This window comes from Ornithinimicrobium sufpigmenti (assembly GCF_004322775.1).
GTDB lineage: Bacteria > Actinomycetota > Actinomycetes > Actinomycetales > Dermatophilaceae > Ornithinicoccus > Ornithinicoccus sufpigmenti.
On the sequence record NZ_CP036403.1, the window covers coordinates 1,927,727 to 1,939,948 of the forward strand.

Below are 12,222 nucleotides of genomic sequence, written 5' to 3' on the forward strand. Positions count from 1 at the left end.
AGGTGAACTCTAGTCCGGTCGGGGCCGGTCCGGGCCGGGACTCAGGGCACGGCGTACATCGTGTCCTTGATGTCGGTGACGAGCATGTAGCCCGGCGCGTGGGTGATCGCGATCTCCGGCCGGGACTCCAGCACCATCGCCTGCGGGGTGACGCCGCAGGCCCAGAAGACCGGCACGTCGCCGTGCTCGATCGTGGGCGGCTCGCCGTAGTCGGGGGAGTACAGGTCGTCGATGCCGAGCGCCGACGGGTCGCCCACGTGCACCGGCGCGCCGTGCACCGCCGGGTAGCGCGAGGTGATGCGCACCGCGTCCGCGACCTGGGCCGCGGGGATGGGGCGCATCGAGACCACGAGCGGCCCGCCCAGGCCGCCGGCAGGCAGGCACCGGGTGCTGGTGCGGTACATCGACACATTGGTCCCCGCGTCCTGGTGGCGCATCGGGATCCCTACCTCCAGCATGGGGTGCTCGAAGGTGAAGGAGCAGCCGATGAGGAAGGTCACCAGGTCGTCGCGCCAGTGCTCGCGCACGTCACTGACCTCCTCGGCCAGCTCCCCGTTCTTCCAGACCCGATAGCGCGGGACGTCCACCCGGATGTCCGCCGCCGGGTCGCCATACACGGCCGAGCCCTCCGGTGCGCGGACCTGCCCGGCCTCGAGCACCTCCAGGATGGGGCAGGGCTTGGGGTTGCGGGTGGCGAAGAGCAGCATGTCGAAGGCCAGGGCCTGGGGCACGCTGATGATGTTCGCCTGCGCGTAGCGGGCGCACCAGCCGGTCGTCGGCACCTGCAGCCCCTGGGCGTAGAGGGCGCGGGCCTCGGCGGGCGCCATCGCGGCCCGCTCGGTGCGGTCGGGGACGGTCTGCACGTCCATGGTCCTCATCTCTCGGTATGCCGTGCCGGCCGGAGCCGGTCGCGTCCGGTCGGTCGTCGGCCGGGCGGGTGGGTCAGGTGATGGTCAGCCGTCAGCCGGCCTCGGCGAGCCGGGGGCCGATCGTCGACGCCCAGGCCCGGACCACATCGTGCGGCAAGTCGTAGCTGCCCGTCCAGGCGTGCGCGGGGAAGAGGAAGGCCCGCTGCAGACCGAGCTCGTCCCGGGCGCGGAGCAGCCGGTCGGCGCACTGCTCGGGCGACCCGAAGAGGCCGTAGGCGTCGAGCAGGTCGTCGACCAGGGCGTCCGGCAGGCTCGCCGGGTCAGTGGCGTCGGGGCCCGCGCCGAGCTCGGGCAGGTCGATGCCGGAGGCGGACAGCCAGCGCAAGTTCGAGCGGCTCGGGTAGTGCAGCCAGGGCTGACCGTCGCGGAACCAGCTGCGCGGCCAGGCGTGGACCTCGTCCTGGGTGCCCAGGCCGATCGGCACGATGAGGGTCTCGACGAAGTCGCTGTCGGGTCCGTAGGGGTCGGGGCGGCCGGCCTGCGCGGCCCCGGCGCGCACGTGCGCGCGGGCGGCCTCGACCCCCTCGGGGTGGAGCCCGACCAGCATCAGCACGCCGTCTCCGACCGCGCCGGCCAGCTCCAGCAGGCGCGGGCCTGAGGCCAGCACGTGCACGAGGCCGGGGCGGCTGCGCGGGTGGTGGAAGAGCTGCAGCTCGCGCTCGCCGTGCTGGGCGTGGCCCTCGTGCAGCAGCCCCCGCAGGGTCCGCACGGCCTCACCGAGCACGGCCCGCTTGGCCTGCGCCTCGCCGGCCTTCTCGACCGACAGGAAGCCGGGCGCGACGGTCAGCTCCGCGCGGCCGGGGGCGAGCTCGTCGAGGGAGTGCACCAGCGACGCCAGGACGATCGGGTGGCGGGTGACCACGTTGGAGGTGGCGGGGAAGAGCCGCAGCGTGCTGGTGGCCATCGCCATCGCCGCCAGGGTCAGGTAGGAGTCGCGGCCGGTGTGGTGGTGGTCGGGCACGCCGATGCCGTCCAGGCCGGCGCGCTCCACCTCGGTGGCGAAAGCGGCGAGCTCGGGCAGCGGTGCGCCCAGCGGGACGCGCAGCGCGACCTCGAGCGGACGGGATGGGACTGACGGGACTGACAAGGGGCCTCCTCGCGACGGACACTAACATCGAGAGAAGACGGCCTTGGATCGAGCATAAGGAGAACCTATGAGCACCGACACGCAGATCGCACAGACCACCGGGAGCCCTCAGCCCGGCGCGAACGCGAGCATCGACCTCAACGCCGACCTCGGGGAGGGCCTGGGCAGCTGGTCGATGGGGGACGACCTGGCCCTGCTCGACATCGTCACCAGCGCCAACGTCGCCTGCGGCTTCCACGCAGGCGACCCCTCGATCATGCGCTCGGTGACCCAGGCCGCCGCCGACCGGGGCGTGGCGATCGGCGCGCACGTGGCCTACCGCGACCTGCACGGCTTCGGGCGCCGCTTCATCGACATGGAGCCCGACGCCCTGCGCGACGAGGTGCTCTACCAGATCGGCGCGCTGGAGACCTTCGCGCAGCGGGCCGGCACGACGATCGCCTACTGCAAGCCGCACGGCGCGCTCTACAACACGATCGCCAAGCACCCCGAGCAGGCGGCGGCGGTCGCCGAGGCGCTCAGCGAGTTCCGCGCCGGCCTCCCGGTCCTGGGCCTGCCCGGGTCGGTGTGGCTCGGGGCCGCCCAGCAGGCCGGCCTGACGCCGGTGGGGGAGGCCTTCGCCGACCGCGCCTACACCCCCGACGGCTCGCTGGTCTCCCGCCGCGAGAAGGGCTCGGTGCTGCACGACGCCGAGACCATCGCCGAGCGCTGCGTGGCGATGGCCAAGGGCGAGCCGATCACCGACGTCCAGGGCGGTGAGCTCATCCTCGACGCCCGCTCGATCTGCGTCCACGGCGACACCCCCGGCGCCGTCGATATCGCCCGCACCGTCCGGGACGCCCTCACCGGCGCCGGCGTCCAGGTCGAGCCCTTCACCGCCCAGGCCTGACCCCGACCGGCGACACGCTCTGCTGCTGACCGGCGACACGCTTTGCTGCTGACCGGCGACACGTTCTGGCCCTGGCCGGGCGCGACATGACCGGGCGCGCGAGATTCCGTGCGCTCGGTCGCCGCAGGTGGTGCGCCGGTCGTGGAAGTCACGCGCTCGGTCGCCGCAGGATGGCGAGCCGACTGGCCGGTCAGGCGTCCTTCGGCTCCGGCTGCCGCAGGACGTGCACCGAGCAGTGCGCCTGCCGGACGACGCCGGCGGCGGTCGAGCCGAGCAGGTAGTGCTCCCAGCCGGGCTGGGCGGAGGGGATGACGATGCAGTCGTGCCCGCCCCTTCTCGCCTCGTCCAGGATGGCCCGGGTCGGGTGACCGTTGCGCGTGACCACCTCCACGTCGTCCGTGGTGAAAGCCTCGACGATGCTCTCGCCGACCCTCATCTGGTTCTCCCGCACCGAGGGGTCCACCGCGTAGTAGATGTCCATGGTCAGGTAGGCAGGGAGCTCCTCGATTACCGAGATCACGGTGATCCTGCCGTGAGGGGTGAGCAGCGACCGCGCCACCTTCAGGGCCCGATGGGCCTCCTCGCCGTAGCCGGGGGCGATCGGCACGAGGATCTTGGCGTAGACCATGACGTCTCCTTCCGGTGCTCCGGCGACGACCGGGCGGGGATGCCGGACGCACCAGGTCATCTACGCACCAGTGTAGTAGAAAGCCGGCCGGAAAAGGGGGTTGCGTGCGGATCAGGTTCTGTGGTTCATTAGTCATGTAACGAACCACTGAACCGCTCTTCAGATCGGAGAGACCATGGCCACCCAGGCCGGGCCGCTGCAGGGCGAGCCGTTCGACGAGCGCACGCCGATCTACCAGCAGATCGCCGACCGGATCCGGCAGTCCGTCCTGGTCGGCGACCTCCCGGAAGGGGCCCAGGTCATGTCGACCACGCAGTACGCGACCACCTACCGCATCAACCCCGCGACCGCCGCCAAGGCGATGAGCGCCCTGGTCGACGAGGGCCTGCTGCACAAGCGGCGCGGGGTCGGGATGTTCGTCTCTCCCGGCGCGCGGGAGCTGTTGCGCAAGCAGCGCCGCGCCACCTTCTGGGACGACACCCTCGGGCCCGTCCTCGACGAGGCCCGTGCGCTGGGCATCACCACCGACCAGCTCATCGAGCACCTCAAGGAGCAGCCGTGACCACACCGCTGGGCGTCGAGATCGACGCCCTCACCCACCGGTTCCGGGGTGCCGAGGCACTCTCGGACATCACCGTGGCCATCCGACCGGGCACCATCACCGGTCTCGTCGGGCGCAACGGCGCGGGCAAGACGACCCTCCTCTCGCTCATCGCGGCGCTGCGACCGGCGCAGACGGGCACCGTCCAGGTCGGCGGCCGCGACGTCTGGGAGGACCCCTCGGTCACCTCCCGCATCTGCCTGGTCCGCGAGCGGGGAGGCATCTTCGAGGACCTGCGCATACGCCATACCCTCCGCCTGCAGGGGGCGCTGCGCCCACGTTGGGACGAGGAGTATGCCGTGGAGCTGCTCGGGCGGTTCGGGGTGCCGCTGAAGAAGACCCCCGAACAGCTCTCCCGGGGTCAGCGCTCGACCCTCGGCGCGGTCGTCGCGCTGGCCTCGCGCGCGGAGCTGACGCTGCTGGACGAGGTCTACCTCGGGATGGACGCCGTCGCCCGGAGGATGTTCTACGAGGAGCTGATGGCCGACTACATCGCCCACCCGCGCACGATCGTGCTCTCCTCCCACCTGCTCGACGAGGTGGAGGACCTCCTGGAGGACGTGATCGTCCTCGACCGTGGGCGCGTCGTCGCAGCCGGGGAGACCGACGCGGTGCGCCAGCAGCACTCCACCGGCGGCTCGCTCGCCTCGCTCACCGACGTGCTCATGCACCTCAGCACAGAACGGACCCCGTCATGACCGCCCCAGCCATGAAGTCCACCACGACCTCGTCCGCGCGGCGCGACGGCCACCCCGCGCAGTGGGCCGTGCTGGCCCGGCTGCTCTCGGCCGAGGCGCTGCGCAGCCTGCTCATCACCGCGGGCGTGATGCTCGTCGTGCTGGTGGTGGGTTCGCTGATCGCGCGCTGGCGGGGCTGGCGACTGGTGTCGATGACCGAGCCCAGCCTGGTCACGATCGAGGTTGTCGCCGACGCTGACGGCGTCACCCTCATCGCCTCGCTGTTCATGCTGCCGGCTGCCGTCGGCATCGCGGCGCTGGTCATGGCGATCGTCCTGGCGGCCCGCACCCGCGTCTACGTCGCCACCGGAGCCACCCGTCGCAACGTGGCCCTGGGGCACCTGCTGACCGTTCTGGTGATGACCGCCTGCGTGCTCCTCGCAGCCGTCGTCGTGCTGCTCGTCGTCGGTCGGGGGCCCGAGGGCGCGCGTGAGCTGCTGCAGGCGGGCAGCGCCAGAGACGTGGCGCTGCTCAGCGTGCGGGGTCTCGGCGCGGTCGTCCTCGCGCTGACCGCGGGCAGCGCGATCACCGTGCTGTTCCTGCGCTGGCCCTGGTGGGTCGGCGTCGGGATCCTCACGCTGCTCTTCGTGGTCCTGCCCCTGGTCACCCGCTTCCTCCTGCCCGAGGTGGCCGAGGCGGTCACGGCGGCGTCCGCCCGGTGGGGCTGGGGCCTGGCCGGGGCAGTGGTGGCGGCGGGGGTCTACTGGTGGCTGATGCGGCGGGTCCCCGTGCGCTGACCCCTGTGCAGGAACGGTGCGTCGGATCCGCTGCGGGAGCCACGGCTGCGTCACACCGTTCCTGCACCAGGGTGCCGAGCCGTTCAGCACACCATCGACGTTCTGCGCAGATTGCTTGCCCGGGGGGGTTGACAACCGCTCGATGTTCACTTCATGCTTGCGTGAGAGCGCTCTCACGACAGCGACGGAGAAGTCGGGTGCTCCACAGGGACAAGGAGTTCGGCATGCAGAGCAGCAAGCACATCTACTACCTCCTCGCGTCGGGCACCGCGCTGACGCTGGCCCTCACTGCCTGCAGTGACGGCGGCGGCACCGGGGCCTCGGCGGACGCCGGCGACGGCGAGGAGATCGAGCTGAGCGTGGCCACGTTCAACGAGTTCGGCTACGAGGAGCTCCTCAAGGAGTACGAGGACGCCAACCCCGGCATCAAGGTCACCCACGTCAAGGCAGACACCGCGGACAACGCCCGGGCCGCCCTGCGCAACAGCCTGGGCGCCGACTCGGGAGCCTCCGACATCGAGGCGATCGAGGTCGACTGGGTCGTGGAGTTCAAGCAGTACCCCGACAAGTTCGCCGACCTGACCGACCCCGAGGTCGAGGACCGCTGGTTCGACTGGAAGACCGAGGCGGTCACCCTCGAGGACGGCAAGCTTCTGGGCTACGGCACCGACATCGGCCCGGAGGCGATCTGCTACCGCGCCGATCTGTTCGAGGAGGCCGGCCTGCCGACCGACCGCGAGGAGGTCGCCGAGCTGCTCGAGGGCTCCTGGGACGACTACTTCGAGGTCGGCAAGAAGTTCGTCGCGAACTCCGAGGCCGCCTGGTACGACTCCGCCGGCGCCTTCTGGCAAGGCATGGTCAACCAGATCGACTACGCCTACGAGGATGCCGACGGCAACATCGTCGCCACCACCAACCCCGAGGTGCGGGCCATCTACGACCAGGTCCTCCAGGCCTCGGTCGAGGACGAGCTCTCGGCCGGCCTCGCCCTGTGGAGCCCCGACTACACCGCCTCCTTCCAGAAGGACGAGTTCGCGACGATGCTCTGCCCCGGCTGGATGCTCGGCATCATCGAGGGCAACGCCGAGGGCGTCGAGGGCTGGGACGTGGCCAACGTCTTCCCCGGCGGCGGTGGTGTCTGGGGCGGCTCCTACCTCACCGTCCCCGCACAGGGCGACAACATCGAGGAGGCCAAGAAGCTGGCCAAGTGGCTCACCGCGCCGGAGCAGCAGATCAAGGCGTTCGAGTCCAAGGGCACCTTCCCGAGCCAGCTCGAGGCCCTGGACTCCGAGGTCCTGCTGGAGTCCACCAACGCCTTCTTCAACGACGCCCCGACCGGTCAGATCTTCGTCGACCGTGCCGAGGCGGTGACCTCGCAGCCGGTCAAGGGCCCGCGCTACTTCGACATCAACACCGCGATCCAGGACGCCATCACGCGGGTCGACGTGGACAAGACCGATGACCCGGACAGCAGCTGGGCGAAGTTCGTCTCAGCCGTGGAGGCACTGGGCTGATCGTGGGCGCCACGACCACGGCCCCGCCGGCCACCACCGCAGGACCCCTCCCGACCCCGGCCTTGCCGAAGCGCAAGCGCCGGGGTCGGCGGGCAGGGGTCGACGTCCGCCTCTCGCCCTACCTCTACATCGCCCCGTTCTTCGTCCTCTTCGCCATCACCGGCCTCTTCCCGCTGCTCTACACCGGGTGGGTCGCGCTGCACGACTGGGACCAGATCATGGGCCAGGGCGAGTTCGTCGGGATGGACAACTTCGTCGCCGTCCTCACCGGGGGCGCCTTCTGGAAGGCCTTCACCAACACGGTGAGCATCTTCGTGCTCTCCTCGGTGCCCCAGATCGCGGCGGCCCTGCTCATCGCCACCGCACTGGACCGCAACCTGCGGGCCAAGACCCTCTGGCGGATGGGTGTGCTCCTGCCGTACGTCGTGGCCCCTGTGGCCGTGGCCCTCATCTTTTCCAACCTCTTCGCCGACCGGTTCGGGCTCATCAACTCGCTGCTGGAGACGGTCGGCATGGAGCCGGTGCGCTGGCACTCCGACCGCTTCGCCAGCCACCTGGCCATCGCCACCATGGTCAACTTCCGGTGGACCGGCTACAACGCGCTGATCCTGCTGGCCGCCATGCAGGCAGTGCCCCGGGACCTCTACGAGCAGGCCGCCATCGACGGCGCCAACGCGTGGCGGCAGTTCTGGTCGATCACCGTGCCGATGCTGCGCCCGACGATCATCTTCGTCATCATCACCTCCACCATCGGTGGCCTGCAGATCTTCGACGAGCCGCGGATGTATGACCAGTACGGCCGCGGCGGCGCGGACCAGCAGTGGCAGACGCTGACGATCTACCTCTACGAGCTGGGCTGGACCAGGTCCGACTTCGGGATGGCCTCGGCCGTGGCCTGGCTGCTCTTCCTCATCATCGTCGGCTTCGGCATCGTCAACTACCTGTTCACCCGGCGCATCGCCACGGCCGAGGGAAAGAAGTCATGAGACGCCCGTCCTGGATCGTCTACGGCCTGCTCGCGGCCGTCGTGCTCGGGGGCATGTTCCCCCTGTGGTGGTCCTTCCTCATCGCCAGCCACGACGCGACCATCCTCTCCCGAGAGCGGTTCCCGCTCATCCCGGGCGGCAACTTCCTGACCAACGCGGCCACGGTGATCAACACGGTGCCGTTCTGGCGGGCGACGATGAACTCGATCATCGTCTCCACCACGGTCTCGGCGTCGGTGGTCTTCTTCTCCACCCTCGCGGGGTATGCCTTCGCCAAGCTGCGCTTCCGCTTCTCCGGGCCGCTGCTGGTCTTCGTCATCGCCACCATGGCCGTGCCCACCCAGCTCGGCGTGGTGCCGCTCTACCAGGTGATGGCCAAGCTGGGCTGGACCGGTGAGCTCACCGCGGTGATTGTGCCCGGCCTGGTCACGGCCTTCGGGGTGTTCTGGATGACGCAGTACCTCAGCCAGGCCGTGCCGACCGAGCTCATCGAGGCGGCGCGCGTCGACGGGGCCAGCATGATCCGCACCTTCTGGCACGTCGGCCTGCCGGCCGCCCGACCGGCGGCCTCCATGCTCGGCCTGTTCACCTTCGTGGCGACCTGGACCAACTTCTTCTGGCCCTTCATCGTCCTGGGACCGCGCAACCCCACCCTTCCCGTGGCGCTGCAGCAGCTGCAGGCCGCCCACTTCGTGGACTACTCGCTGGTCCTCGCCGGGGCCGTGCTCGCCACTATCCCGCTCATCCTGCTGTTCGCCGTCGCCGGTCGCCAGTTGGTCTCCGGCATCATGCAAGGAGCTGTCAAGCAATGACCCCCGACCTGACCTTCCCCGAGGACTTCCTCTGGGGGGCTGCCACCGCCTCCTACCAGATCGAGGGCGCCGGGGACGCCGACGGACGCTCCGACTCCATCTGGGACACCTACGCCCACACCCCCGGGCGGGTGCTGCACGGCCACGACGGGTCGGTCGCCTGCGACCACTACCACCGGTACCCGCAGGACGTGGCGCTGATGCGTGAGCTCAACCTGTCCTCATACCGTTTCTCCGTGGCCTGGCCCCGGGTCATGCCCGACGGGCGCACCCTCAACCCGGCCGGCCTGGACTTCTACTCGCGGCTGGTCGACAAGCTCCTCGAGGCCGACATCGTCCCGTGGCTCACCCTCTACCACTGGGACCTGCCGCAGGTGCTCGAGGACGCCGGCGGCTGGCCGGAGCGGGACACCGCGCTGCGCCTGCTCGACTACGCCGGCGCCGTGCACGACGCGCTGGGCGACCGGGTGCGGCACTGGACCACGCTTAACGAGCCGTGGTGCTCGGCCTTCCTCGGGTATGCCCAGGGCCGGCACGCGCCCGGGCGCACCGAGCCCACGTCGGCGCTGCGGGCTGCCCACCACCTGCTCCTGGGCCACGGCCTGGTCGTCGAGGAGCTGCGGCGGCGCGACCCCTCGCTGGAGCTGGGGCTGACCCTCAACTTCACCGACACCCGTCCCCTGGACCCGAGCTCCCCGCGCGACCTGGACGCCGCGCGCCGGATCGACGGGCTGGCCAACCGGTTCTTCGTCGAGCCGGTGACCCTGGGTGCCTACCCGGCCGACGTGCTGGAGGACCTGGGGGAGCTGTGGCCGGACGACCTCGTCCACGACGGCGACCTGGCCACGATCAGCACGCCGATCGATGTCCTGGGCGTCAACTACTACGCGACCCAGACGGTCACCGCCGGGTGCGACCCCGAGCGGGCGTCGGTCGCGGCGGCGCAGGCACGGCGCCACGACTCGCCCTCGCCGTCGGTCGGGTCCGAGCACGTCGTCACCGTGCGGCGCGGCGTCCCGGTCTCCGACATGGGCTGGGAGATCTCCCCGACCGGGCTGAGCGACCTGCTGCTGCGGCTGCACAAGGACTACACCGGCCCGGCGGGCGTGCGGCTCTACGTCACCGAGAACGGCATGGCTGACGACGACATGCCCGACGCCAACGGCTATGTCGACGACCCGGCGCGCGTGGACTACCTCGACCACCACCTGCGGGCCGTGCACGACTCGCTGCAGCGGGGCGCGGACGTCGGCGGCTACTTCGTCTGGTCGCTCCTCGACAACTTCGAGTGGGCCTGGGGCTACACCAAGCGGTTCGGGATCGTGCGGGTCGACTACGACACGCAGGAGCGCACCCCCAAGGCCAGCGCCCGGTGGTATGCCGACGTGGCAGGATCGGGGCGCATCAGGCACAACGGGGCGGGAGCCTCGGCGGAGTGAGGAGTCAGGTGAGCGAGCGGCGGCCCCCCACGCTGGAGGACGTCGCCGCCCGGGCCGGGGTCTCACGGGCCACCGCCTCGCGGGTCGTCAACGACGACCCGCGGGTGCGGCCCCAGGCCCGAGACGCGGTGCACGCGGCCATCGCCGAGCTGGGCTACCTGCCCAACAGGGCGGCGCGTTCGCTCGTCGTGCGGGAGCCGGACTCGGTCGCCGTGCTCATCCACGAGCCGGACCAGCGGATCTTCGCCGACCCCTTCTTCAGCGGTATGTTGCGCGGCGTCAGCCAGCGGCTGGCCGACACCCCGCTGCAGATGGTGCTGCTGATGGGCGAGCCGGCGCGCGACGCGGGCCGCATGGAGCGCTACCTGCGCGCCGGGCACACGGACGGCGTGATCGTGGTCAGCGCCCACCGCGGCGACGGCCTCATGACGGCGCTGAGCGAGACCCGGTTGCCGACCGTCTTCGTCGGGCGCCCGCTCGACCCCGACAGTCAGTTCCCGTTCGTCGACGTGGACAACCGCGAGGGTGGCCGACTGGCGGCCTCGCGGCTGCTGTCCCGGGGGTGCCGACGGATCGGCACCGTCACCGGCCCCCTGGACATGGCCGCTGGCCTGGACCGGTTCTCCGGCTGGTCCGAGGTGCTCACCGAGGCTGGCGTGCCCATCGACGCTGTCGAGCACGGCGACTTCACCCCGCAGGGAGGGGCTCAGGCGATGCACCGGCTCCTGGCCGCCCACCCGGACCTCGACGGCGTCTTCGTCGCCTCCGACCTGATGGCACTGGCCGCGATGGGGGAGCTGCAGGCGGCCGGTCGCCGGGTCCCCGAGGACATCGCCATCGTCGGTTTCGACGCCTCGGCCACGGCCTCGATGACCCGGCCGCCGCTCACGACGGTGGCCAACCCCGTCTCGCAGATGGCGGTCCGCGCCACCGACCTGCTCCTGCAGGTCCTGCGGGGGGAGCGGGCCGACTCCGAGGTCTTCCCCACCCACCTCGTCGAGGGTGGCACCGCCTGAGCCGGCCCGTCCGCAGCCGTCCGCAGGGCGGTCAGGCCGCGGCGGTCAGGCCGCGGTGGCCGGGCGCGGTGGTCGGGGTCAGCCGACCCGCGGCTGACTCCATGGCGCACGCAGGGTGAGCCACAGGCTCAACCCCGTGTAGTACACGAGGTAGGCCCCGGACAGGGCGACCAGCCACGGGCTGGGCGAGGGGTGCTGCAGGAGGATCACGGCATACAGGGCCAGCCAGGCCACGGTCAGCGTCATGGTCAGCCCCCAGGCGGCCTCGGTCCGCGAGGGGTAGACGTAGCGGACCGGGACGAACACCAGCACCGACAGGACCAGCAGCAGGGCCGTGGTCAGCCCCGTCCCGGTGTCGAGCACGATGATGTAGAACGCGGCGACGTTCCAGTAGCTGGGGAAGCCGAGGAAGAAGTGGTCCTCGGTCTTGGCGTCGGCGCGGGAGAACTGCACGCAGGAGGCGAGCAGGGGCACCGCGGCCACCACGCCCCCGAGCCAGCCGTCCGGCAGGTAGCCCGCGCTCCAGAGCAGCACCATCGGCGCGAAGGCGTAGGTGAGGTAGTCGACGATGTTGTCCAGCAGGGCCCCGTCGAAGCCGGGCAGCACCGTGGCGACGCGGAAGTGGCGAGCGAGGAACCCGTCGGTGCCGTCGATGACCATCGCGAGCAGGAAGAGCCACAGCACCGCGAGGACCTCGCCCGCGTAGGACAGGTGCACCATCAGCAGCGCCAGCACCGCTCCCGTCGCGGTGTAGGCGTGGACCGTGCCGGCGGCCACCCGATCCCACGGGCTCGGGTCCGGGCTCTGGCTCGGGTCCGGGCTCGGGTCCGGGTGCGGTGTGGGCATG

The 12,222-nt window shown here is 71.0% G+C and carries 13 protein-coding genes; 9 read left to right on the forward strand and 4 right to left on the reverse strand.

Annotation, left to right across the window (positions count from 1 at the left end; translation table 11 throughout):
• Window positions 1–41: 41 nt before the first annotated feature.
• Window positions 42–869 carry a putative hydro-lyase gene (locus ESZ52_RS08740; protein WP_202865434.1) on the reverse strand — a complete coding sequence of 276 codons (828 nt, stop codon included), beginning with the start codon at window positions 867–869 and terminating at the stop codon, window positions 42–44.
• A 91-nt stretch (window positions 870–960) separates the two neighbouring features.
• Entirely contained in the window at window positions 961–2,016 is a 1,056-nt protein-coding gene (locus ESZ52_RS08745; RefSeq protein ID WP_131104600.1) for an LLM class flavin-dependent oxidoreductase, read from the reverse strand.
• Window positions 2,017–2,083: 67 nt separating this feature from the next.
• Here ESZ52_RS08745 and ESZ52_RS08750 point away from each other — a divergent pair, with 67 nt between their 5' ends.
• Complete coding sequence (locus ESZ52_RS08750) at window positions 2,084–2,905, forward strand: LamB/YcsF family protein (RefSeq protein WP_131104601.1); 822 nt, start codon at window positions 2,084–2,086, stop codon at window positions 2,903–2,905.
• Between the two features lie 190 nt (window positions 2,906–3,095).
• Here ESZ52_RS08750 and ESZ52_RS08755 read toward each other — a convergent pair whose 3' ends face one another.
• The gene (locus tag ESZ52_RS08755) at window positions 3,096–3,593 is read right to left on the reverse strand and encodes a universal stress protein (RefSeq protein WP_131104602.1); all 498 of its coding nucleotides are present in this window, start codon (window positions 3,591–3,593) and stop codon (window positions 3,096–3,098) included.
• Between the two features lie 115 nt (window positions 3,594–3,708).
• Between ESZ52_RS08755 and ESZ52_RS08760 the strand changes: the two genes are divergently transcribed.
• The 8 genes from ESZ52_RS08760 to ESZ52_RS08795 all read left to right on the forward strand — a co-directional run bounded on the left by ESZ52_RS08760 (window position 3,709) and on the right by ESZ52_RS08795 (window position 11,375).
• Window positions 3,709–4,095, forward strand: coding sequence for a GntR family transcriptional regulator (locus ESZ52_RS08760; RefSeq protein WP_131104603.1), 387 nt, complete (start codon window positions 3,709–3,711; stop codon window positions 4,093–4,095).
• Window positions 4,092–4,832, forward strand: coding sequence for an ABC transporter ATP-binding protein (locus ESZ52_RS08765; protein ID WP_181009868.1), 741 nt, complete (start codon window positions 4,092–4,094; stop codon window positions 4,830–4,832). The genes ESZ52_RS08760 and ESZ52_RS08765 overlap by 4 nt, the downstream gene beginning before the upstream one ends.
• A complete protein-coding gene (locus tag ESZ52_RS08770) occupies window positions 4,829–5,608 on the forward strand; it encodes a hypothetical protein (protein ID WP_131104605.1) in 780 nt (259 codons plus the stop codon). Before ESZ52_RS08765 ends, ESZ52_RS08770 begins: the two co-directional genes overlap by 4 nt.
• A 224-nt stretch (window positions 5,609–5,832) precedes the next feature.
• A complete protein-coding gene (locus ESZ52_RS08775) occupies window positions 5,833–7,122 on the forward strand; it encodes an ABC transporter substrate-binding protein (RefSeq protein WP_131104606.1) in 1,290 nt (429 codons plus the stop codon).
• A gap of 2 nt (window positions 7,123–7,124) precedes the next feature.
• Window positions 7,125–8,108: a carbohydrate ABC transporter permease gene (locus ESZ52_RS08780; protein ID WP_425600041.1), complete on the forward strand. Its 984-nt coding sequence runs from the start codon at window positions 7,125–7,127 to the stop codon at window positions 8,106–8,108.
• A complete protein-coding gene (locus tag ESZ52_RS08785; RefSeq protein WP_131104608.1) occupies window positions 8,105–8,920 on the forward strand; it encodes a carbohydrate ABC transporter permease in 816 nt (271 codons plus the stop codon). Before ESZ52_RS08780 ends, ESZ52_RS08785 begins: the two co-directional genes overlap by 4 nt.
• The gene (locus tag ESZ52_RS08790) at window positions 8,917–10,359 is read left to right on the forward strand and encodes a GH1 family beta-glucosidase (RefSeq protein ID WP_131104609.1); all 1,443 of its coding nucleotides are present in this window, start codon (window positions 8,917–8,919) and stop codon (window positions 10,357–10,359) included. The genes ESZ52_RS08785 and ESZ52_RS08790 overlap by 4 nt, the downstream gene beginning before the upstream one ends.
• 8 nt (window positions 10,360–10,367) lie before the next feature.
• Window positions 10,368–11,375, forward strand: a complete 1,008-nt coding sequence (locus ESZ52_RS08795; RefSeq protein WP_131104610.1) for a LacI family DNA-binding transcriptional regulator — start codon at window positions 10,368–10,370, stop codon at window positions 11,373–11,375.
• Between the two features lie 78 nt (window positions 11,376–11,453).
• On the opposite strand, the gene ESZ52_RS08800 is transcribed toward ESZ52_RS08795, so the two are convergent.
• Window positions 11,454–12,221, reverse strand: a complete 768-nt coding sequence (locus ESZ52_RS08800; protein ID WP_238154399.1) for a CDP-alcohol phosphatidyltransferase family protein — start codon at window positions 12,219–12,221, stop codon at window positions 11,454–11,456.
• Window position 12,222 lies beyond the last annotated feature (1 nt).

Coding starts and splice junctions, on each gene's coding strand:
- ESZ52_RS08775 (WP_131104606.1), top strand. CDS start 5,833: ATGCAGAGCAGCAAGCACATCTACTACCTCCTCGCGTCGGGCACCGCG.
- ESZ52_RS08770 (WP_131104605.1), top strand. CDS start 4,829: ATGACCGCCCCAGCCATGAAGTCCACCACGACCTCGTCCGCGCGGCGC.
- ESZ52_RS08785 (WP_131104608.1), top strand. CDS start 8,105: ATGAGACGCCCGTCCTGGATCGTCTACGGCCTGCTCGCGGCCGTCGTG.
- ESZ52_RS08760 (WP_131104603.1), top strand. CDS start 3,709: ATGGCCACCCAGGCCGGGCCGCTGCAGGGCGAGCCGTTCGACGAGCGC.
- ESZ52_RS08740 (WP_202865434.1), bottom strand. CDS start 869: ATGGACGTGCAGACCGTCCCCGACCGCACCGAGCGGGCCGCGATGGCG.
- ESZ52_RS08750 (WP_131104601.1), top strand. CDS start 2,084: ATGAGCACCGACACGCAGATCGCACAGACCACCGGGAGCCCTCAGCCC.
- ESZ52_RS08790 (WP_131104609.1), top strand. CDS start 8,917: ATGACCCCCGACCTGACCTTCCCCGAGGACTTCCTCTGGGGGGCTGCC.
- ESZ52_RS08755 (WP_131104602.1), bottom strand. CDS start 3,593: ATGACCTGGTGCGTCCGGCATCCCCGCCCGGTCGTCGCCGGAGCACCG.
- ESZ52_RS08800 (WP_238154399.1), bottom strand. CDS start 12,221: ATGCCCACACCGCACCCGGACCCGAGCCCGGACCCGAGCCAGAGCCCG.